Annotated in this window: 18 protein-coding genes and 1 riboswitch; of the genes, 7 read left to right on the top strand and 11 right to left on the bottom strand. The window is 61.3% G+C overall.

Features of this window, described 5'->3' with window-relative positions:
* Positions 1-5 precede the first annotated feature (5 nt).
* From AC4CWH_RS19460 to AC4CWH_RS19415, 10 genes are all read right to left on the bottom strand, one after another.
* Positions 6-803, bottom strand: coding sequence for an ABC transporter permease (locus AC4CWH_RS19460; protein ID WP_491321978.1), 798 nt, complete (start codon positions 801-803; stop codon positions 6-8).
* On the bottom strand, positions 803-1669 hold the full coding sequence (locus AC4CWH_RS19455; RefSeq protein WP_491321977.1) for an ABC transporter permease: 867 nt from the start codon (positions 1667-1669) through the stop codon (positions 803-805). The genes AC4CWH_RS19460 and AC4CWH_RS19455 overlap by 1 nt, the downstream gene beginning before the upstream one ends.
* A 300-nt stretch (positions 1670-1969) precedes the next feature.
* Positions 1970-3142 carry an ABC transporter substrate-binding protein gene (locus AC4CWH_RS19450; RefSeq protein ID WP_491287394.1) on the bottom strand — a complete coding sequence of 391 codons (1173 nt, stop codon included), beginning with the start codon at positions 3140-3142 and terminating at the stop codon, positions 1970-1972.
* Between the two features lie 78 nt (positions 3143-3220).
* On the bottom strand, positions 3221-4300 hold the full coding sequence (locus AC4CWH_RS19445) for an ABC transporter ATP-binding protein (RefSeq protein ID WP_491321976.1): 1080 nt from the start codon (positions 4298-4300) through the stop codon (positions 3221-3223).
* A gap of 2 nt (positions 4301-4302) precedes the next feature.
* Entirely contained in the window at positions 4303-6375 is a 2073-nt protein-coding gene (locus tag AC4CWH_RS19440) for a hydantoinase/oxoprolinase family protein (RefSeq protein WP_491287397.1), read from the bottom strand.
* Entirely contained in the window at positions 6372-8069 is a 1698-nt protein-coding gene (locus AC4CWH_RS19435; RefSeq protein WP_491287399.1) for a hydantoinase B/oxoprolinase family protein, read from the bottom strand. Before AC4CWH_RS19435 ends, AC4CWH_RS19440 begins: the two co-directional genes overlap by 4 nt.
* Positions 8070-8191: 122 nt before the next feature.
* Positions 8192-10942: a LuxR C-terminal-related transcriptional regulator gene (locus tag AC4CWH_RS19430; RefSeq protein ID WP_491321975.1), complete on the bottom strand. Its 2751-nt coding sequence runs from the start codon at positions 10940-10942 to the stop codon at positions 8192-8194.
* Between the two features lie 230 nt (positions 10943-11172).
* Positions 11173-11586 (bottom strand): hypothetical protein, encoded by a 414-nt coding sequence (locus tag AC4CWH_RS19425; RefSeq protein WP_491321974.1) that lies wholly within the window; start codon positions 11584-11586, stop codon positions 11173-11175.
* On the bottom strand, positions 11583-12728 hold the full coding sequence (locus tag AC4CWH_RS19420) for an EAL domain-containing protein (RefSeq protein WP_491287404.1): 1146 nt from the start codon (positions 12726-12728) through the stop codon (positions 11583-11585). Before AC4CWH_RS19420 ends, AC4CWH_RS19425 begins: the two co-directional genes overlap by 4 nt.
* Positions 12728-12940, bottom strand: coding sequence for a hypothetical protein (locus tag AC4CWH_RS19415; protein ID WP_491287406.1), 213 nt, complete (start codon positions 12938-12940; stop codon positions 12728-12730). Before AC4CWH_RS19415 ends, AC4CWH_RS19420 begins: the two co-directional genes overlap by 1 nt.
* 620 nt (positions 12941-13560) lie before the next feature.
* Between AC4CWH_RS19415 and AC4CWH_RS19410 the strand changes: the two genes are divergently transcribed.
* The 4 genes from AC4CWH_RS19410 (at position 13561) to AC4CWH_RS19395 (ending at position 17402) form a co-directional block, all read left to right on the top strand.
* Positions 13561-14118, top strand: a complete 558-nt coding sequence (locus tag AC4CWH_RS19410) for a hypothetical protein (RefSeq protein WP_491321973.1) — start codon at positions 13561-13563, stop codon at positions 14116-14118.
* 17 nt (positions 14119-14135) lie between these two features.
* Positions 14136-14377: riboswitch (cobalamin riboswitch) on the top strand.
* 192 nt (positions 14378-14569) lie between these two features.
* The gene (locus AC4CWH_RS19405; RefSeq protein WP_491321972.1) at positions 14570-15604 is read left to right on the top strand and encodes an ABC transporter substrate-binding protein; all 1035 of its coding nucleotides are present in this window, start codon (positions 14570-14572) and stop codon (positions 15602-15604) included.
* Positions 15605-15621: 17 nt separating this feature from the next.
* Complete coding sequence (locus AC4CWH_RS19400) at positions 15622-16626, top strand: FecCD family ABC transporter permease (RefSeq protein ID WP_491287742.1); 1005 nt, start codon at positions 15622-15624, stop codon at positions 16624-16626.
* On the top strand, positions 16623-17402 hold the full coding sequence (locus AC4CWH_RS19395) for an ABC transporter ATP-binding protein (protein ID WP_491287410.1): 780 nt from the start codon (positions 16623-16625) through the stop codon (positions 17400-17402). The genes AC4CWH_RS19400 and AC4CWH_RS19395 overlap by 4 nt, the downstream gene beginning before the upstream one ends.
* 82 nt (positions 17403-17484) lie before the next feature.
* Here AC4CWH_RS19395 and AC4CWH_RS19390 read toward each other — a convergent pair whose 3' ends face one another.
* Positions 17485-18144: a peroxiredoxin gene (locus tag AC4CWH_RS19390; RefSeq protein ID WP_491321971.1), complete on the bottom strand. Its 660-nt coding sequence runs from the start codon at positions 18142-18144 to the stop codon at positions 17485-17487.
* 236 nt (positions 18145-18380) lie between these two features.
* On the opposite strand from AC4CWH_RS19390, the gene AC4CWH_RS19385 reads away from it, so the two are divergent.
* The 3 genes from AC4CWH_RS19385 (at position 18381) to AC4CWH_RS19375 (ending at position 21300) form a co-directional block, all read left to right on the top strand.
* Positions 18381-18887 (top strand): MarR family winged helix-turn-helix transcriptional regulator, encoded by a 507-nt coding sequence (locus AC4CWH_RS19385; RefSeq protein WP_491287414.1) that lies wholly within the window; start codon positions 18381-18383, stop codon positions 18885-18887.
* Positions 18888-18983: 96 nt separating this feature from the next.
* Positions 18984-19925, top strand: coding sequence for a glutaminase (locus AC4CWH_RS19380; RefSeq protein WP_491321970.1), 942 nt, complete (start codon positions 18984-18986; stop codon positions 19923-19925).
* Between the two features lie 394 nt (positions 19926-20319).
* Complete coding sequence (locus tag AC4CWH_RS19375; protein WP_491321969.1) at positions 20320-21300, top strand: threonine ammonia-lyase; 981 nt, start codon at positions 20320-20322, stop codon at positions 21298-21300.
* Positions 21301-21331: the final 31 nt, after the last annotated feature.

Here is a 21331-nt window from a genome sequence, read left to right as displayed (position 1 = left end):
CCGGCCTATCCCGCGCTGCGCCGTTTGAGCAACGCATTGCCGGCCACCAGCGCCACGCAAAACACCGAAACGAGAAAGATCGCGCCGGACATGGCGTAGATGGTGGGGGAAGCGCCGGAATTCATCTTGCCGAACAGCACCACCGGCAGCGTGTTCTGCCGGCCGGCGAGATAAAAGGCACGGGTAAACTCGTTGAGCGACAGCAGGAAAGAGAAGATGAAGGCGCTGACGAGACCGGGGCGGATGAGCGGCAGCGTGACATCCCTGAACTGCTGCCACCGGCTTGCTCCGAGATCGGCTGCCGCCATCAGATAGGACCGGCGCACCACGGCAAAGCTTGTGAGGATAACGATAAAGGCGAACGGCAGCGCCCAGAGCAGGTGCCCGCCGATCACCGTCATCATGCCCGCCTTGATGCCGGCGCGCTGGAAGACGGCAGAAAGCGCCAGCCCCTGAATGACCCCAGGCACGAACATCGGCAAAAGCACCGTCAGGAACCAGGCGGTGCGCCGCGCATGCAGTTCCACATAGGCAAGTGCTGCCAGAAGCGACAGGCCGGTTGCCAGAACGCCGGTGATGACGGCAACCATCAGCGATTGTTCCAGCGCTGCGATCAGCTGTTTTTCGCCGGCAAGCGCCAGATACCATTTGAGCGTGATATCGGACACATGCGGCAGCGCCGGCTGCAGCGCCGGGTTGAACGAGACGCCGAGAAGATAAAGCGGCGGCGCATAGATCACCAGAAGGCCAAAAGCGGTGATCGCCCAGATCATCCCGCGCGACAGAATACCATCCTGGTTCATCAGGACGTGCCCTCCCCGAACAGGCGCGCCAGCCCGAAGCGGGCGTTGCCGACCAGCACCACGCAAAAGATGACCGCCAGAACCACCGAGGAAATGGCAAAGGCGAGCGGATAATTCGCCACCCGCATCACGTCGTTGATCATGACGGAGACGATGCTGGCGCCGGCGCCGCCCAGCATCTGCACTTCCGTGGACGAGCCCGCCACCATGACAAAAACGAAAAGGAAGCCGGCAAAGATACCGGAAAAGGTCAGCGGTACGAGAATGGTGCGCAGCATGGTCCAGAAGCCGGCGCCGAGATCTCGCGCGGCAACCATCACCACGGGATCGACGCGGCGCATGGAGAGAAGCAGCGGAAAGGTGGCAAATGGCAGATAGGAGGCGACAAGGCCGAGGATGACGGCGAAGTTGGAAAACAAAAGCCAGTCGAGCGGCGCATCCGTCAGACCCAGATGGATCAGCAGGTCATTGACGACACCGGTTCGCCCCAGCACCAGCCGCCAGGAAAAGGATCGGATGAGATAAGAGGTGAAGAAGGGAATGGTCATCAGCGCCAGAAGCAGAAGCGAAAGGCGGCGTCCGGCGAGAAAATGCACCGCGTAAGCGGTCGGCCAGCCGATGAGGAGGCAGATCAGCGCCGTCAGACATGCTTTTGCAAGCGTCGAGACAATGACCGTCCAGCGCCCGGCCTCCAGAATGGCTCCGTAGGCGGCAAGGTTAAAATCCGGACGGATCCAATAGGTAGCGGGATCCCAGGTCCAGAAACTCCACACCACCACCACGATCAACGGCAGAAAGCCAAGCGCAAGAATGGCCAGAAGCGGCAGCGCCATGAGGAACAACGAGGGCGGAAGACGGCGGTTCATGAGGTTCCCTGGCTTCTGCGGATTGGTTTGGCGTGGAGATTGCGGGGTGTTTAATGGTGTGCCGTGGCTTACCCCCTCTGGCCTGCCGGCCATCTCCCCCACAAGGGGGGAGATACGATGCAGTAAACGTCCCTTTCCTGAAACGGACGGCGCGGCCGGGTTAAGCCCTCCCCCTTGTGGGGAGGGTTTGGGAGGGGACTTGTCTTATCTGCAATAGCCCTGCCCTTGTGGGGGAGATCGTCGGCAGGCCAGAGGGGGTAACCGTACACGCGACACCTCCCCAAGGCCCAACCCTACCCTTCAAGCGTTGCGCAGCTTCTGCCACCATTCCTCGTAAAGCTGGAAATTGTCCGGGCGGCAATTCTGCCAGTAGACCTTGCCGGCAAACTTCGCCTTCACATGGTCGCCCAGCGCCTGCACCTCTTCCGGCTTGTATTCGCCGGGGTTCTTTTTGGCATAGGCGACATTATTGTCGGTCGGCACCAGATAGCCGCGCGACTTGCCCAGTTCGCAGCCGTAGAGACCGCCGAGAAGACCGTTGACGAAGGTATGGGCAACATCGGTCACGCCGCGATCGGCAGCGCCCTTCAGAAGCACGGTATTGTTGCCCCAGCCCTCATAACCCTCGACGGGGGCCGCATATTCCACCTGAAGCCCGCGCTTGCGACCCTCATAGACAATCGGCTCCCAGCCGGTCATGGCATCGACTTCCTGATCGGCCACCAGCTGCACGCCCTGTTCCCAGCCGTTCCAGAAGGTGCGGAACTGGCCGTCCTTCTTGTGCTTGATGAGGAATTCCATGACGAGGCCAAGCTCGGATTCGGAAAGATTGCCCGGATCCTTGATCGGCTGGTTTTCCGATTCCTTCAGATACATGGCGGTGAAGATGGCGCTGTTGATCCAGGCATCTTCCATGGCCACCCGGCCCTTGAGCTTCTTGTCGAAGATCACGCCGTAGCTGTCGACCTTGCCCAGTTTGTCGGGACGATAAATGATCGAATCGGCATTAACGACGGTCGGGATGCTATATTGCTTGCCGTCCTGGCGCAGGTAGGGAATGTCCTTGGCCCACTGCCAGATGCTGTCGTAATTGGGGATCTTGGTAAGATCCCAGGGGATGATGACGCCCTGGCGCGCCAGTTCCTTTTCGGCGCCGCCCTGAAAACCGCCGACATCGAAAAGCTCGTTGGCATTACCGGCGGCAAGGCGGGCAATGACGGGCCCGACATCATTGCCGTTATCGGTAAATTCCGGGGAAACGCCGACCTGGCTTGCAAAGTCGCTCCATTTGTCTGCGATATCCAGAGTGGCGGTTGCCCAGAAAGCCACGCTTTTGGGGCTCTGTGCGAATGCCCGCCCCGGCGCCGAAAGGCCAGCGACCGAAAGTGCCGCGCCACCGGCCCCCATCAGCTGCAGAAGCTGGCGCCGATTGATGTTGCTGGCACTACTGCCAAAATTGCGTCCCTTATCCATGTTTTCATTCCCCTCTCTTATTTAAAAGCCGGCCTTGACCGTCCCAAGCCTAAAATAAACCCGCGTACGGCATGGAAATCATGCCGTTGGAATAAGGATCGCACCTCCTGCCGCCACAACCAGAGGCACATGCCGGCCCGGTTCCGGCAAGGGCCGATCCGCCCCTTGCGCAACCACCACCGTCTGCCCGTCTGCAAAGGCCAGTGTCACGTCATGATGGAGGCCGCGAAACCGGCTTTCCACCACGCGCAGCATCAGCAGAGCGTCGGGCTCCTGTAAAGGCCTTTCATCCATAGATTGCAAAAAGAGCCGGTCCGGTCGCAGCGCCACGACACTTTGCGTGGGCACTACGGGTCCGCCAATCCGGACCGGCACTTTCTGTCCTGCAACGACGGCACTGCCAAACTCTCCCGCCGCGGTAACGCCTTCATGTTTCAACTGGATGTCGATGCCGACGAAACGGGCGACAAAGGCATTGGCCGGCGCCTCGAAAAACCGCGCCGGCGCATCGACCTGCTGCAGCCTGCCCTGGTGCATCACGCCCATCCGGTCGGAAAGGCTCAATGCCTCATCCTGGTTGTGGGTCACCAGAATGAAGGTGGCGCCGGTGCGCTTGTGCAGGCGGGCAAACTCATCGCGCATCTGCTGGCGCAACCGCTCGTCGAGCCCCGTCAGCGGCTCGTCGAGAAGAAGAATGCCGGGCTCCATGACCAGCGCACGCGCCAGTGCCACGCGCTGCCGCTGGCCTCCGGAGAGAAGGTTCACGTCACGCGGGCCAAATCCGGAAAGCTCCACCAGATCAAGCGCGCCCTCCACCTTTGCGGCAAGGGCTGCCCCGCGCAGGCCGCGGAGCGAAAGCCCGTAGCCGACATTCTGTGCCACGCTCATGTGCGGAAAAAGCCCGAGGCTCTGGAAGACGGTGTTGACGGGGCGCGCATTGGCCGGCACGCCGCCCATATCGCGCCCATCAAAGGCAATACGCCCGAAGGTTGGCGCATCAAAGCCGCCCACCAGCTTCAAAAGCGTGCTCTTGCCACAGCCCGAAGAGCCGAGCAGCGTGAAGAATTCGCCGGCCCGGATCGAAAGCGACACATCGTCCACGCCCCTCACGGGGCCGAACGCACGCGTGACATTTTCGAGCTGGATGGAGATTGCCATTCTCAGGCAGCTCCGCTCTGGTTGTGGTCCTGTTCCCGGATGATCATGATCCCCTCCTGCGTCAATGCCAGCTGCTGGCCGGCCAGAACAAGAGTAGTGGCGGTTGGCTCCTCGACAATCAATGGGCCCTGAAGCGTCATATGCGGGCGGAGCCGGCCGCGCGCGTAGACCGGGCAGGAGACCCAGCCTTCCGTGCCGCCGAAATAGACATCGCGCGTGCCGCAGCGCGCCTCCTCCACCGATATCACCTCGCCCTTCAGCTTCGGGATGGCAATCACCGGGCCGCTCAGGATCGCTTCCAGATGCAGCATGGTGATCTCGATGGCCGAATGCGGAAGGCGGAAGGAATAGGCTTTTTCATGGGCTGAGTGGAAGCGCTCGGAAAAGGCCTCCTCGGTGTCGCCGGGTTCAAAACGGGTGAAGACGCCGTGTTCCTGGCCGCGGTAACGCGCCTCGATGCTGTAGGAAAAACGGATCTCTGCGTCAGTGCCCTTGCCGAAATAATCCGCCGCATCGTGCTCCAGTGCCGCAAAGCGTTCGCCCGCCGCGGCCAGCGCTTCTGGCGACAGTGCCGAAAACCAGGTGGAGCGGAAATCGGCGCGCGGTTCGGCCGCCAGCATGCCCCAGGCGGAAAATATGCCGGGATGGAGCGGCACCACTGTTGATTTCACCTTGAGATCGCGGCCAAGACGGGCGGCAAGGGCGGGGCCGGCGCCGCCGCTGATGACGAAAGCTGCATCGCGCGGATCATGGCCACGCTGCACCGTCACCAGCTTTAACGCATTGATCATGTTGGCATGGGCAATCTCGATGACCGAAAGCGCCGCATCCTCGATCGACATGCCAAGCGGCACGGCAAGCGTTTCAATGGCGGCACGCGCCTTTTCCACATCGAGCGGCATGGTGCCATTGGCAAAGGTTGTCGGGTCAAACACGCCGATGGTCAAAAGCGCGTCGGAAATCGTCGGCCGGCTGCCGCCTTTTCCATAACAGGCCGGGCCTGGCATGGAGCCCGCACTTTCCGGCCCGACCGACAGCGCGCCACGCTGGTCGATGCGCGCAATCGAACCGCCGCCGGCGCCGATTTCGACAATATCCACCACCGGAACCTGCACGGCATAACCGGGGTTGATACGGCTGCGCTCCAGCCGGTATTCGCTGTCGAGCGTCGGCCGGCTGTTCTTGATCAGCGAACATTTGGCGGTGGTGCCACCGACATCGAGCGACAGAACCTCGGTTTCGGAGAGAAGTGCGCCGATGCGCGCGGCACCCGCCACGCCGCCGGCAGGCCCGGATTCTACCAGTGTCAGCGGGCTTTTCACCACCTGGTCGAACGTGGCAATGCCGCCGTTCGACTGCATGGCATAATAGGGGCAGGTGAGATCCGTCTCGGTCAGCGCCTCTTCCAGCCGCTCGAAATAATACTGGATGATCGGCTGCACATAAGCGTTCAGAACCACCGTGTTGGAACGCTCGTATTCCCGCCATTGGCGCGAGACTTCATGGCTTGCGCAAATGGTGGCGCAGGGCAGCGCATCGGCTAGAATATCAGCGCAGAGCGCCTCATGCTCGGGATTGGCATAGCTGTGCAAGAAAAGGATGGCGACCGCTTCGACACCCTCTTCCAGGCATGTCTTGATGATCGGCTTCAGGTCGTCCAGCTCCAGCTGGGTCAGGACATTGCCTTTTGCATCGATGCGTTCGCGCACCTCAAAGCGCAGGTGGCGCGGCACGAAGGGTTCAGGGCTATGGAATTGCAGGTTATAGAGATCCGGCCGGTTGCCGCGCCCGATTTCCAGCACATCGCGGAAACCCGACGTCGTCACCAGCGCCGTCTTGACGCCCTTGCGCTCGGTAATGGCGTTGATCACGGTGGTGCCGCCATGGGCAAAGAAGGTCACATCGCGACGGCGCAGGCCATCGCTCTGTTCCGCGTCCGCAATCGCCTGCAGCACGCCGCGCGACTGATCGTCCACGGTGGTGAGGCTTTTGGCGGTAAAGACTTCGCCGGTCAACTCGTCATAACCGACAAGATCGGTAAACGTGCCACCGACATCGGTTGCAAGCCTGATCATTGTTGCAGTTCCTTTTCAAAGCCATAGGTTTCCCGCGCTGCTGTTTCGCTCAGCAGTCCGTCGGCAATGTCCTGTTCGATAAGATGTCTTTCGCGCTCATTCGGCGCGCCCCAGCCGCCACCGCCGCCGGTGACGATACGCACTACGTCGCCTTTTCCGAGCCCGATATGGTGCTCTCGGCCGTATTGCCGGCTATCGCCACTTGCCCCTGCGCGCACCTGCAGGCTGTTCAGCGTACCGGCCAATCCGCCCGCCATGCCCCAGGGCTGCGTCACGGTGCGCCCGAAACTGCAATAGGCCTCGGCGCCATTGCCATGGATCTCGTATTCGCGGATGATGCCAAAACCACCGCGGCGCCGCCCGGCACCGGTGCCACCTTCCACGTTCAGCCCATAACGCTTCACGATCAGCGGAAAACGCGCCTCGATCGCTTCGACGGAATAATTGTAGGTATCGCCGTCGGTCAGCGCGATGAGCGCATTGGCGCCGTCGCGTGTTTCGCTTGCCCCCCAGCCGCCATGCTGCGGCTCTATATGGATGAAGGGGTGTCCGTCGCAATCGTGCCCGGAAATATAGACAACGCAGAGGCTGGAATAGGAGCCGGCGGAAAACCTTGCGGGCATCAGTGGCGCCAGCGCCTTCCACACCAGTTCGGACGCATGCACCGAGCCTTCGTAATACCAGCCGGTCGGCGAAGGCTTTTCGGCGGTAAAGATGGTTCCGGAGGGTGCAACCACTGAAAGCGGCCGAAACCAGCCCTCGTTGGAGGGCGCCTGCGGCCCGACAAGCGCCTTGACGATGGTGCGCACGGCCGATTCCAGCGCACCACGCGCGCAGTTGATCGGGCCTGCAACGGCTTTAGGGCAGCCGGTAAAATCGGTAACGATGCTGTCGCCGGCGATGGTCACGGTCACCTCGACCGCAATCGGCGTGTCGCTCACGCCGTCGCCATCGATCACGTCACGCGCATGATAGGTGCCATCGGCAAGGGCTGCGATCGCGGCCCGGCTCAAACGTTCGCTGGCCGACAAAAGATGATCAAAGGCGGCGCGAACCGTGGAGGCCCCGTATTTTTCAGCGATCTCGCCCATGCGGCGGGCCGCCACCCGCACGGTTGCGACCTGCGCAGTCAGATCACCCAGTGCAATCTCGGGCAGGCGAACGTTTTCGCGGATGATATGCAGGATATCGTCGGAAAACACGTCGCGGCGGGCAATTTTTACGCCGGGAAGGCGAAGCCCCTCCTGGAAAACAGAGGTGGCGTTCGGTGCAAGGCTTCCCGGCACGGAACCGCCGACATCGAGGTAATGCGCAACGTTGATCGCATAGGCAAACAGGGCGCCCTCAAAGAAGATCGGCTTTACGATGGCAAAATCGCAGGCATGCGTGCCCCCGGCATAGGGGTCGTTGGTCAAGAGGATATCGCCATCCTCGAGATTGGTGCCGAAGCGGGCGATCAGCGCCTTCACCTGCGCGCCGAATGTGCCGGTAAACAGCGTGATGCCGTTCATCTGCGCCACCAGCTCGCCCTCGGCACTCAAAACCCCGCAGGCGAAATCCAGGACTTCGTAGATGACGGGGCTCATGCTGGTGCGGGCCATGACGATGCCCATCTCATCGACGGTCGCCAGAAGCTTTCCCTCGATGATTTCCTGCGTGACGGGGTCCACCCAACCACCGGCTGCTGCCTGCATGTTCGAACCTGCCCTTATGCCATTTCTACTTTGAGGGGAGAGTATGGCGGGCAAGGCAGGTGCGATAGCCTGCCAAAAGGGTAGGCAGGCAGGAAGAAGGAACTACCCGTTTGGGTAGGTGGTCAGCGCAGCCCCAGGCCTCGGTCACGTGCAGCCGTCACGGCTGCCGTGCGGGTGGAAACATTGAGCTTGGTAAAGATGTTGCGTAGGTGGAACTTGATGGTGTTGTCGCTGAGATCGAGCTTGCGGCCAATCTCCTTGTTGCTGAGGCCGGCGCTCAACAAGGTCAGCACGCTGCGTTCGCGGTCGGTCAGGTCCGAGCCCGGTAGGATTGTTTCGACGAGGGGGACAGCCGCGACCGGATCTGTTCGATACACCTGCTCGAGGCACTGTATCAGCCGCTGGCGCGCCACCTGCGGAAACTGGCCGCAGCCAGCCAGCGTGTGCAGCATATCGGGAAAGTCAGCCGGCCCCTCCAGCCGCAGAAGGGCAGAATAATCGGCAAGCGGCGTGGTCATCAGCAGGTCGCAAAGATAGGCGGATGCCGCATCTTTCTGCCCCTCGGCAAAAAGCAGCCGGATCTCCAGCAGTTGCAGTTCGATGGAGCGCAAGAGGTGTGGCCGCTCGGCCTGGCAGGTCTTCAGCCAGTCCAGCGTTTCGCGCGCCCGCGCCACCTCGCCCTGCGCCAGATAGATCCGTGTCCATAAAAGCGCCGGCGTCGTGCCGCGCAGGTGAATGGCCAGCGTGTTCAGCCGGTCGGCCTGGATGAAGACGCGCCCGAAGCCGGAAAGCTCGGCATTGCGGATCGCCTGTTCAATATCCCCCGTTTCGATCAGGAGCACGCAGCGTTCGCCATCGATCAACCGGATCAGTCGGTCGAAACCGCGCCGCTTTGCGGCCGAACGGACCCGGTCGATGGAGGCATGCGCGCCCACCGCATCGCCGCCGATGCGCAGAACGCGCTGCTGCGTCATGAAGCCCGCTGCCAGAAGGTCGAACCAGGTATCATGGCGTTCCAGATGTGGCAGCGCCCAGGACAAAGGTTCTGCGGCCGCTTTGAGATCGCCACGCATGGACACCAGTTCCGCCTTCAGCACCTGTCCCACGGCATCGAGATCACTGCCAGCACCAATATTGCCCTGCACCTCCGCAATCAGATGGTCATACGCTTCCTCGGCACCGGCCGCATCGCCGCTGAAAAACGCCGCCTGCCCGATATGGGTATAAAGATGCATGGCGCCGAAATCCGCCCCGCCATCGCGGAAGGTGCGGATGGCCAGATGCCCGTAATGGCGGGCGCGTTCCAGGTCACTGCGGATCAGGTAGTTGTAGGAGAGCATGTTGAGCGCCAGCGCCCGGTGGATCAGCTCCATCCCCTCCGGTTTAAGCAGATCGTCTTCCAGCGCTGCCAGATCTGCGGAACTTGCCCAATGATCCAGATAGAGAGACAGAAGCACCCTCACCACACGCAGATCCGCGGCGAAGGCCTTTGCACCGCCGACCGCCCGTTCGGCAATCGACAGATAGTGATTGGCCGCCTCCAGCTGGCCGGCCTTGGCGCTCATCACCGAAAGCCCGAGCGTGGTCAAGGGAAAGCCATCGAGATCGATGCTGGCAGCGCGCGCGGAAATCATCTGGAACAGCATGGTGCCGCCGCGCGTGGTGGCATAGACCCGCCGCCAGCCGCCGGCCGTCTCGATGATGCGGGCGGCCAGATCGGCGCTGCCGCCCCAGAGCGCGTGGCGCACCGCCTGGTCGAAATCGCCTTGTGCCTCAAACCAGCGCGCCGCACGCTTGACCGCCGACTGCGTATCAAACCCCTGGCGAAGCGCCTTCTGACGCAGGAACGCATTAAACACCGGGTGGGAGCGCATCCACCCCCCCTCCCCGGCCAGAAGCGTGATCGGCAGCGCATGATCGGCCAGACGATCCATCAGGAGCGCACTTGCCTCGCCCTCGAAAAGGCCGGAGACAAGGTCCCGGCTGAAGGCCGGCAGCGCCGCCGTTTGCAAGAGGAATTGCTGGATATCGCCCGGCAGCTGCACAAACACCTGTTCGGACAGATAATTGCCCATTTCGGTATTGCTGCCGTCAAACGAGGCCAGCACCGCCTCCCCCTCGGGATTGTCGTGGACCAGCAGCCGCACCATCTGGAGCGCCACCGCCCAGCCTTCGGTCCGCCGGTTGAGAGCACCGATCTGCTCGCGGCTCAGCCCGAGATTGCGGTCTGCAAAAAATTCCAGCGCCTCATCGTCGGAAAAGCCGAGATCGCCGACGCCGATCTGCTTTAACTCGCCGTGCAAGCGAAGCGCCGACAGCGGAAAACGCGGCGGGCTGCGCGAAATCAGCACCAGTTTCAGGTGGTCGAGCGCGCGATCCGCCAGGATCTTGGCCATCAGCGCTTCCGTCGCATCGGTCTGCGCCAGATGATAATCGTCGAGGAACAGAACCAGCGGCTCCCCGATGCGGCGAAGGCGCGTGGCAAGGATCGACAAAAGCGAGGCCACCGGCAGGCTTGCCGCGTCCAGGCCGCCGCCTTCATCCGGGAGGAGCGGCTGCAGAGCATCCAGCAGCGTCAACAGAAACTGCCGCTGGTCGCAATGCTCCGGTTCCAGTGACACCCAAAGGCAACGAACCTTCAGCGCAACCAGCGTTTCGTGCCACTGCGCTGCAAAGGATGTCTTGCCATAGCCCGCCGAACCGACGATCGTCGTTAACCGGCGCAGGCCTGAACGTTGCAGGCCATCCAGCAGACCGCGCCGTTTGATCGGGCGCTGGCCATTGATCGGCGGTGCATATCGGTTCTGATCGTTCATGGTGCCAACTTGCGGCGGTGCGCTGCAATTGGCAAGTTCCTCTCGACGGCCAAACACGGCAACTCCCTGGAAATCCATGAGAACTGACAGGGTTTTAGACGAAAAATGTGTGTCTGGCCCGGGCCTGCAGGCGGCCTGCTGCTGCCGAAGTGTGCGATGGCATGCAAAACCTGCCATTCAACCGCTCAGCGTCGGCGGACCTGCCGCTCCAGCCGCCTTTGCAGGTCTTTGTGCAGCACCGGTTGGCCGTGGCCGCAATAGAGCGCGAGTGCGACCAAACCGGCGGTTCATGCGATGGCTCCGGCGAGGGCCATGTTATCGACAAGCGAGAAAACGAAGGCGGCGCTGAGCACTGTTGCAGCGGCAAGCACGGCCACCAGAAAGGGAAGCGGGCTCTGCAACAGGTGCTTTCCCCCGCGTTTGTCACCGTCTTCCGACGCAACAGGCAAAGCATAGATGCCATAACGGGCGTGACGTTCGGCGACACGCTCTGAGAAGAGCGGGTCAAGCGGCTCGTTTCGCGATGTCCACAGGTCGCGGCCACAAAAAGCAAACACCGCCCAGACCACAAGTCCGACAAACAGCAAGATCTCGAATGCGAGATCATATTGCCCGGTGACAAGAGACGTCACGAGCGAAGCCACAAGGCCCGCCTCGAAGACGGCCGCGATCAGAAGAACTGCGGCCGCGCCCTGTTTCATCTGGCACCGCCTGCGCGGGCAACGGGCCGGCGCGTATCCAGCGAAGCCACCTGCGGGTTGCGTTCCAGCAATGGCGCCAGACTGTGTGGATGCCCGAAGAGGAACCCTTGAACCCACTTGGCCCCGGCCGCCTGCGCGACGACAAGATCCGCCTCGCTTTCGACCGCCCCGACCACGACCTCTTCTGCCACATGACGGGCAAGCGAAATCAGATGGCCAAGCAGTTGCGGCGCATCAGAACCGCGGGTGCGGATACGTCCGGCATCGATCTTGATCACATCGAAGCGCGTGTGGCGCGCATATCCGATGGAACTGAAGCCGGTGCCGAAATCATCGAGTGCGACACGGCAACCCACTTGCTGAATATGCGACACGAACTCCACCACCGCCTCGAAGCTGTAGGGACGCCCCGATTCCGAGATCTCGATGACCATGCGGTGACCGATGCCGGCCTCGCGCACCAGGCGCGGGAAAACCAGCCGCCACCACAGATCCTCCGAGGCTGACAACGCTGACATATTGCATCCCAGCACCGCGTCGGGCCGGCGGCACAGTTCCGCGATCACAGCCTGGGCGATGCGGCGATCAAACACCTGCGTCAGACCAAGACGCTCCAGTGCCGGCGCGTAAACGCCAGGCATGACAACGCGGCCATCTTCGTCCGACAGGCGCACGACGCATTCCGAATAAAGCAGGTTTGCAGCGTCGGTTGCACTGCAGACGGGCTGCTCCACCAGCGCAAAGCGCGCATTGAACAGCGCTTCATAAGCAATCGCCGCCGCACTCATGTCGATGCGGTATTCCTGAGCGCTGACCTGCGAGGCCGTATGCAGGGCTTCCGAGGTTTCGGGCGCCGAATTGCGGCAGCTGAGAGCAACAACTATACGGTTATAACCAACCGATATGGGCAGGGCGGCCGCGGCACACATGGCCTCGTTGACGCGCGACCAGCTCGGCATACCATTGCAGCACTCGAGCGGAGCGGCCACGCCCCAGCTCTCAATGCTGAACGGCGCGTCCATCGAACGCTCCAGGCGGCGGGCGACTTCCGCCAGCACGCGGCCGGCGACACCCTCGCCGAAATGCGCGGAAATATCTCCGAGATTATCGATAGTAATGCACATGGCGGCGGTCGCATTCATCAAAGCGCCCTCCAGCTGATCATGTACACGCATCCTGCAACGCCACCGGCATAGCAAGAAGCGTTACCCACTTCGTTGATGAACGGCCTGAATACACCGTTCGAGGAACCAACGATATCGAGCTCATCCCGGTCCGAGGAGCGCTTGCGCAGAAATTCTACCGCATCGCCATACCCCGGATTACAGCTATCATAGCTGATTTCACCCTGCATAAAGGGATCCCTTTTTCCGACGGTGTCTTGTATTAAGAAGTCGTTAATTTTTCAGTGTTTTATGAATTCTGGGTTCCAACAAAACGCGAGTTATTTTTACAAGATTTATCGCATTATTGTCAATGGTAACACTTATAGTGAAATCAAGCTTTCTGCGCATTTTTTGTACCTTGGGCACTGAATAGGCACGGCGCCGAAAGTGGAAAAATCATATATTTCAAGCCACAAACTGTATACCGACACAGAACGGCAGAATTTGTCTGCCGCCTGAAACTTTGTTGCCAGCCAACCCCGCAATCGGGATTGCAAAGAGCGACGCAGACGAACAATGCGCGACACCGCAACTCACACATCAAGCAATGAGCGATAGGCGCCGGTCGACGAAGCAAATCAGCGTCAGCGGCGATCTAGCGCATTGATCCCTAAATGAAAAGCCAGTTAAAACATATTCATGACTGCGCATAAACGGACCCGAGGCAGGGCCAAAAGGCCGCACCGCACCCTGGCTCCAGTCCATCACGGCGAAGAACAAAAGGAGTGTCGCGCCGCTCTTTTCGCTCGGCGAAGCACCCGCTCAGCTTTTACCGCAACACTATATCTGACGACAGATTCGCCTGCAAATGAGACAAGAACAAGGCAAACAGCGGTTTGCCGTAACGTCGCACCGCAACATGGCAGAAGATCCGGCGCAGGCGCTAGTATTTCTTTCCGGTATCGCTCCAAAACGGGACGGAAGAAAAACACGCAAGAACCGTTTCCGACGCGCCCGTCCCGAAAAGGGGCAGATTTTGCCGCGCTACCGTGATCACCGATCCATTATGGAGCGGGCAAGAGTTGAGCACCCTAGAGCGCTTGCAAACCCGCAACTGACGATCCCCGTAGCAGCGACGGGATGCCCGCATCCTTCCGCCGGGATCGACCATCGCCAAACCCGCCAGGCGGCAGGGACCGGACGCCATGTCACAATTTCCGATAGGTCGAAGGCGCTCGTCATGAGCATCGCCAGTTTGAACACGCTGCCGGCTGGCGATTCGCTGTCAGCACGCATCAAGCGGGCAAAGCCGCTCCTGTGCAAAATCCGGGAAACCCTCTGGACAAAACATTTGCGCCCTCATAAACGTAACGATATTACATTACGTAACGAAGGCAGATCGTATTGCGGCTATGCTGCGCCTTGACGCGGTGTTGTATGGCAGCTTAACTGGTCGTTGATGGTTCCCCGAGCCGGCTTTCCGGTGGAGGGGATTAATAGGGAACACGGTGCAGAGCCCATCTGGGGTCCAAAGCCGTGGCTGCCCCCGCAACTGTAAGCGGATGCCGATCATCCTTGTGGCGCCTGATAAAGGCGCCATGCCACTGCACGACAAAAGCGTGCGGGAAGGCAGATGAGAAGCGCTAACCGTGAGCCAGGAGACCTGCCATCGCACTGAAGTCCAACGTCACGGGCGGGGATGCCCGGAACAGGAGCTGACAATGAATGACACTCGCTTTTGCGAGCACCGCATGTCGAACCCTCAAGCGCCCCAAACGCCAGACATCCGTTCACCGAGGCTGGCTGCAGCCGAGGTGCCTTATCGCAGGTCCGTTTGACGGCCATACACTGACAGGGTTTGACCAATGATTTCCAGCATGACGCAGTTGCTGCGCCGGGCCGTACCGGCTTTGCAGCTTTTTGCCGGCCTTGCCGCCACATTTGTCGCTTCGGGCGCTTTAGCCACTGAAACCACCTATCCGCTGACGCTCCAGAACTGCGGGCGACAGATTACCTTTTCAAAAACGCCGGAAAGGGCCGTGTCGCTCGGACAAAGCACGACGGAAATTCTCTATATGCTCGGTCTCTCCAAGACAGTGGTTGGCACGGCCGTCTGGCTGGGGCCGGTGCTGAAGGGTTATGAGGAGGCCAATGCGGCCGTGCCGCGCCTTGCCGATAACGACCCGAGCTTTGAAAGCGTCATCGCCACAAAGCCCGATCTCGTCACGGTGCAGTTCCAGTGGCATGTCGGGCCAAAGGGCACCGTCGGCTCGATTGCTCAGTTTGAGGATCTCGGCGTGCCGGTCTACACCTCGCCGTCGGATTGCATCGGCAAGGACAATTCCTCCGGCGGCGACGGTGTGCGGGCAGAAGCCTTCAGCATGGACCTGATCTACCAGGAAATCCGCGACCTCGCCCGGATCTTTAACGTTCAAGATCGCGGCGAGCAGGTGGTGGCCGATCTTGTGGCGCGCGAAAAGGCCGCCCGCGCCAAGGTGGCAGGCGCCACGTCAAAACTATCGGCCGTCTTCTGGTTTTCCAGCGCAACGCTTGCCGCAGACCCTTATGTGGCCGGCAAGAACGGTGCGCCGGGCTACATCATGAAGGCGCTCGGCATAGAAAACGTCATCGACAGCGACGAGGAATGGCCAACCGTCGGCTGGGAAACGATTGCACGGGCCAACCCGTCGATCATCGTCACCGCCCGCATGGAACGGCGCCGTTATCCCGCCGATGACATCGCCGTCAAGACGGCCTTCCTGCAGAAGGATCCGGTTGTCAGCCTGATGCCGACGGTGAAGGCCGGTCATGTGGTGGAAATGGACGCGCAGACGATGAACCCGACCATCCGCACCATCGATGGCATCGAGGTTCTGGCCGATGCGATTGCCAAGGCGGGCCTTTCGCGTTGAAGCACAGCCGCACGCGCATGGCGGTGGGGGCAGCCTGTGCTGCCCTTGCTGCCCTTCTACTCGCGCTCTGGTTTGGAGCCGCCATCGGCGAAACGGCAATTCCGTTCGAGGTGGTGGCGAAAACTGCCGCCAACCGCCTGTTCGGCGCCGGTTACCCGCTTGATGCCATCGATGAAGGCATCGTGTGGAGCTACCGGCTGTCGCGTGTGGTGGTGGCCGCCTGCTGCGGGGCGGCGCTCTCCTTGTCTGGCGTCGTGCTGCAGTCGCTGCTGCGCAATCCGCTGGCCGACCCTTACGTGCTCGGCATTTCCGCCGGTGCGTCCACCGGCGCGGTATCGGTTGCGATCTTGGGGCTCGGCGGCGGCATGATCGGCCTGCCGCTCGGCGCCTTTGCCGGCGCCGTCATCGCCTTTGTGCTGGTCAGCCTCTTGGCCATGCGTGCCGGGCGCGGCTCGGCCGCCATCATTCTGGCGGGTATTGCAGGCTCGCAGCTCTTTCACGCGCTGACCTCCTTTGTCGTGACGAAAGCTGCCAATGCCGAACAGGCGCGCGGCATCATGTTCTGGCTGCTCGGCAACCTCTCAGGTGTGCGCTGGCCGGATGTGACGCTGGCACTGCCGGTGGCAATCGTCGGCCTTGTCATCTGCCTGGGGCAGGCCCGCGCGCTGGATGCCTTTGCCTTCGGCAAGGAATCGGCCGCCTCGCTTGGCATTCCGGTGCGCCGGGTTACCGTCATCCTCATTGCAACGACGGCGATGATGACGGCGGTCATGGTGTCGCTGGTCGGCTCCATCGGTTTTGTCGGGCTGGTCATTCCGCATGCCACCCGCATGCTGGTCGGCGTGCGCCACGGCGTTCTTCTGCCGGCCGCCGCCATCGTCGGCGCCATCTTCATGATTGCGGCAGACGTTCTGTCGCGTATTCTCATCCAGGGTCAGGTGCTGCCAATCGGCGTGGTGACGGCGCTTTTTGGCGCCCCCGCCTTTGCCCTCATCATGAGCCAGCGGAGGGCAAGTCTTTGAAGGTCGAGGCAGACAATCTCTCGCTGGTCAGCGGCGGCAACATGCTCGTGCGTGATGTCTCGTTCACCGTCGCATCCGGCGAATTTTTCGGCATTATCGGGCCGAACGGATCGGGCAAGACGAGCCTGATTTCCATGCTCTGCGGGCTGCGCAAGCCGCGCACCGGCACGGTCACCCTGGACAGGGAACCGCTTGCAAAACTTGCCCGGCGCGATCTCGCAAGGCGTCTGGCGCTGGTGGAACAGCAGGCCGATACATCCGAGCGCATGACGGCGCGCCAGGCGGTGGAGCTTGGCCGCACGCCCTATCTCGGACTATCGTCGCCGTGGTCGCAAAACGATGATGCGATTGTCGATGCAGCGCTGAAAGATGTCGGTATGGCGCATCTTTCCGCGCGCCAGTGGCACACGCTCTCCGGTGGCGAGCGCCAGCGCCTGCACATTGCACGCGCGCTTGCCCAGGCGCCAAGGCTTCTGGTGCTGGACGAACCGACAAACCATCTCGACATCGGCCACCAGATCGGCCTTCTCGATCTGGTGCGTCATCTCGATCTGACTGTCATTGCAGCGCTGCACGATCTCAACCATGCCGCTATGTTCTGCGACCGCATCGCCGTGATGAAATCTGGCCGGATCGTTGCCCTCGGCCGCCCGGCAGAGGTGCTGACGCCTCGGCTGATCCGCGATGTGTTTGACGTGGAGGCTGTGGTAGAGCGCGGCGAAAGCAGCACTTGCTCCATCCGCTTTGCGCCGGCAAGACGGATGGCGGCGGAGTAAGGGGTAACCTCGCTCACGCAACGGCGCCCCAAAAAAACGCCGGGGCAAGCCTGTTGCTTGCCCCGGCGCTACATCAAAAAACTTAAGCAGCCGGCTGCTTGGTCTTGCGCAGGTACGGCAGAACCGTATCGAAGGCGCCAAAACGGGTGATCGCATCCTCGTTGGAGACGGCAGCGGTGATGATAACGTCTTCGCCCGGCTGCCAGTTGGCCGGCGTTGCCACCTGGTGCTTGGCCGTCAGCTGGATCGAATCGATGGCGCGCAGGATCTCGTTGAAGTTGCGGCCTGTTGTCATCGGATAGGTGAGGATCAGCTTGATCTTCTTGTCCGGGCCGATGACATAAACAGAGCGCACGGTGGCGTTGTCAGCAGGCGTGCGGCCTTCCGAGCTTTCGCCAGCACCGGCCGGCAGCATGTCATAAAGCTTTGCGACCTTCAGGTCCTTGTCGCCGATCAGCGGATATTCCACGTCATAACCGGTTGCCGTGCGGATATCGTCCTTCCACTTGCCGTGGCTTTCAACCGGATCGACGGAAATGCCGATGATCTTGACGCCGCGTTTCTGAAACTCGCCTTCGAGGCCGGCCATCGCGCCAAGCTCTGTCGTGCAGACGGGGGTGAAATTCTTCGGATGCGAGAAGAGAACCGCCCAGCCATTGCCGATCCATTCATGGAAATTGAGCGGCCCGACCGTGGTCTCGGCGGTAAAATCCGGGGCGATATCGTTGATGCGCAGAGACAAGGGATGTTCCTCCAGGACATTGAAAACAGGATGCCCTGAAGATAGGCGCAAATCTTTTCGATACGAGGGAGGCTGTTGCGGCAAATCGCCCATCCGGGCAATTTCATTCTCTTTTTCGCGCCATCCTTGCAGTCCCCCGGCAAAGCGTCCGTTCCGCCCGCTCACCCAATCCTTTGACAATTCAAATAACGGTTCGTACAGCTTTGGCAAAAGAAGAACCGAGGGGACGCCTGCGCATGACGGAACCGGATGAAACCAGCATGGACCTTGAAATCACCACGCATGCCCGCTCCAAACCGGAAACGCGGCTGTGGCTTCGCATGCTGTCCACCACCAAGCTCATCTCGACGGAAATCCGCAAGCGCCTGCGCGCCGAATTTGGCGCGACGCTTCCCCAGTTCGACCTGATGGCCCAGCTTTACCGGGAACAGGAAGGCTTGCGCCTTGGCGAACTATCAAGGCGCACCATGGTCACCAACGGCAACATTACCGGTCTTGTCGAGCGGCTGGAGGCCGACGGGCTGGTCATCCGCGAAACCCCGACAGACGACCGGCGTGTGACCGTGGCAAAGCTGACAGAGGCCGGCATGACCACGTTTTCCGCCATGGCAGAGGCCCACGAAGGCTGGCTGCGGGATCTCATGGGTGATGTGTCCGAGGACATGATAGCCGCCCTCTGGCGCGATATTGGCCGCGTCAAGACATCGGCGGCAAGTCACCTGTCCGGCCCCGCTGACGAGTAGTTCGCGAACCCGGCTATGCTGCACTTGCGAAGCAAAGCCGGATGGACAATAGAAGAAGGGCTTTCAAAAAGATCTGCCGCAGGGAGATGCCCGACCGTGACGACCGACCTTCAGGCCATCATCGAGGAAATCCACGACACCCTTTCCCCGCGCACCGGCGAAGGCAAGGCGGCCGATTACATTCCCGAGCTTGCCAATGTCGATCCGAAAAAGTTCGGCATCGCGGTGATCGACCTGGAAGGCCGCGTCTCCAAGGTCGGCGATTGCGACGAAGCCTTCTCCATCCAGAGTATTTCCAAGGTTTTCACGCTGACGCTTGCGCTCGGCAAACACGGCGAAACCACCTGGAACCGCGTCGGCCGCGAGCCCTCCGGCTCCGCCTTCAATTCCATCGTGCAGCTCGAGCATGAAAACGGCAAGCCGCGCAATCCCTTCATCAATGCCGGCGCGATTGCCATTTCCGATCTGGTGATGTCCGGCCACACACCGCGCGAGGCGATCGGCGAAATCGTCCGTTTCGTGCAATATCTGGCCGACGATGCCGGCATTGCCATCGATCCGGCAGTCGCCCGCTCGGAAACCGCGACCGGCTTTCGCAATTTTGCGCTCGCCAATTTCATGAAATCCTTCGGCAAGCTCACCCACCCCGTCGATCATGTGCTGGGCGTCTATTTCCACCAGTGCGCGCTTGCCATGAGCTGCGTGCAGCTTGCCCGCGCCGGCCTGTTTCTGGCGGCAAACGGCAAGAACCCGCTATCGGGCCACACGGTGGTTTCCAGCCAGCGAGCGCGGCGCATCAATGCGCTGATGCTGACCTGCGGCCATTACGACGGCTCCGGCGATTTCGCCTATCATGTCGGCCTGCCCGGCAAAAGCGGCGTCGGCGGCGGCATTCTGGCGGTTGCCCCCGGCCGCGCCTCGGTTGCCGTCTGGTCTCCGGGATTGAACGCCAACGGCAATTCGTTGATCGGATCGATTGCGCTCGAAATGCTGGCGGCGAAAACCGGCTGGTCGATTTTTGGCGCGCCGCACGCTTGATGCGTGAAACCACAGGCACCGAGGATAGCACTGTCGAAAAATCTTATCCTGCACGGGTTGCCTTTTGCGCCATGTGACACACCTTCACTTTCAGGTGAACTTGCACTCAGCAGTCAGCAGTTTTGAGGTCTTGTTTTCGACCATTACGTTGCGAGCAATCCAATAAAGTTTCAGATCATCCCCCTTCCCCAGGGAGATGCGGCAACGGGAGGAATGTTTCGGCGTTCCTCCCGAATTTCGTTCGGACACTCTCCTCATTCCCTGCGTCTTAACCTCTTGAATCTGCGCAATTGTGCTGTGCAAAAACCGGTTCCGCTTTACCAGCCGATGCTGTAGCGTCGTGCCCGCTCGCCAAGGCGGCGACACAGAATTGAGTATTGAGGCGGGGACCGGCATGACGACTATTTCCATGATCGAAGCAGCGGCAGAACGCATCGGCGGCCGGGCGCGGCTGACGCCGCTGCTCTCTTCGCCGTTTCTGGACGCGATTGCCGGGCGCCGGGTGTTTGTGAAGCCGGAATGCCTGCAGCACACCGGTTCGTTCAAGTTTCGCGGCGCCTGGTCTGCCGTGTCCGCGCTCGAGCCGGAGGTTCGCGCGCGTGGCGTCATCGCCTTTTCCTCCGGCAACCATGCCCAAGGGGTGGCGCTTGCAGCGCGCATGCACGGCATTTCCTCCGTGATCGTCATGCCGGCGGATGCGCCGAAGCTGAAGATCGACAACACCCGCGCCTTCGGGGCAGAGGTGGTGCTCTATGACCGCGAGAACGAAGATCGCGACGAGATCGGCGCCCGCCTTGCCGCGGCGCGCGGGCTGACGCTGATCCGACCCTTTGACGAGCCTGAGGTGATTGCCGGCCAGGGGACGGTAGGCCTTGAGATTGCCGAACAGGCACGGGCCGAAGGCATCAAGAAAGCGGATGTCATCGTCTGCTGCGGCGGTGGCGGGTTGACCGCCGGCGTGGCACTGGCGCTGGAGGCACGCGCGCCGGGCCTGACGGTGCGCCCCGCCGAGCCGGAAGGGTTTGACGATACGGCCCGTTCGCTGAAAAGCGGCCGGATCGAGCGTAACCCGCGTCTCGGCGGTTCTCTCTGCGATGCGATCGTCACGCCGCAGCCCGGCAACATCACCTTCCCCATCAATGCGCGCCTCTGCGGCCAAGGCCTTGTGGTCAGCGACGATGAGGCGCTGGAGGCCATGGTGCTCGCCTATAACCGGTTGAAGATCGTCGTGGAGCCGGGCGGCGCGGTGGCGCTGGCAGCGGCCCTTTTCAGGCAGGGCGAGATCGAAGGAGACAGCGTGATTGCCGTCTGCTCCGGCGGAAACGTCGACCCGCAGGTATTTTCAGCAGCGCTTGCTCGCCACAGTGATGTGTAGTCGAAGTATCGACGGCCAAAATTCAGTTGGA

The organism is Neorhizobium sp. PAMB6716 (genome assembly GCF_058242805.1).
This window is presented reverse-complemented; position numbering and strand designations above follow the sequence as displayed.

Excerpts from the sequence above, each read along its gene's own strand:
- AC4CWH_RS19385 (WP_491287414.1), top strand. The coding sequence starts at position 18,381 with ATGACGGAACCGGATGAAACCAGCATGGACCTTGAAATCACCACGCAT.
- AC4CWH_RS19410 (WP_491321973.1), top strand. The coding sequence starts at position 13,561 with ATGAGACAAGAACAAGGCAAACAGCGGTTTGCCGTAACGTCGCACCGC.
- AC4CWH_RS19460 (WP_491321978.1), bottom strand. The coding sequence starts at position 803 with ATGAACCAGGATGGTATTCTGTCGCGCGGGATGATCTGGGCGATCACC.
- AC4CWH_RS19450 (WP_491287394.1), bottom strand. The coding sequence starts at position 3,142 with ATGGATAAGGGACGCAATTTTGGCAGTAGTGCCAGCAACATCAATCGG.
- AC4CWH_RS19375 (WP_491321969.1), top strand. The coding sequence starts at position 20,320 with ATGACGACTATTTCCATGATCGAAGCAGCGGCAGAACGCATCGGCGGC.
- AC4CWH_RS19445 (WP_491321976.1), bottom strand. The coding sequence starts at position 4,300 with ATGGCAATCTCCATCCAGCTCGAAAATGTCACGCGTGCGTTCGGCCCC.
- AC4CWH_RS19415 (WP_491287406.1), bottom strand. The coding sequence starts at position 12,940 with ATGCAGGGTGAAATCAGCTATGATAGCTGTAATCCGGGGTATGGCGAT.
- AC4CWH_RS19420 (WP_491287404.1), bottom strand. The coding sequence starts at position 12,728 with ATGAATGCGACCGCCGCCATGTGCATTACTATCGATAATCTCGGAGAT.
- AC4CWH_RS19400 (WP_491287742.1), top strand. The coding sequence starts at position 15,622 with ATGGCGGTGGGGGCAGCCTGTGCTGCCCTTGCTGCCCTTCTACTCGCG.
- AC4CWH_RS19425 (WP_491321974.1), bottom strand. The coding sequence starts at position 11,586 with ATGAAACAGGGCGCGGCCGCAGTTCTTCTGATCGCGGCCGTCTTCGAG.
- AC4CWH_RS19440 (WP_491287397.1), bottom strand. The coding sequence starts at position 6,375 with ATGATCAGGCTTGCAACCGATGTCGGTGGCACGTTTACCGATCTTGTC.
- AC4CWH_RS19435 (WP_491287399.1), bottom strand. The coding sequence starts at position 8,069 with ATGCAGGCAGCAGCCGGTGGTTGGGTGGACCCCGTCACGCAGGAAATC.
- AC4CWH_RS19455 (WP_491321977.1), bottom strand. The coding sequence starts at position 1,669 with ATGAACCGCCGTCTTCCGCCCTCGTTGTTCCTCATGGCGCTGCCGCTT.
- AC4CWH_RS19405 (WP_491321972.1), top strand. The coding sequence starts at position 14,570 with ATGACGCAGTTGCTGCGCCGGGCCGTACCGGCTTTGCAGCTTTTTGCC.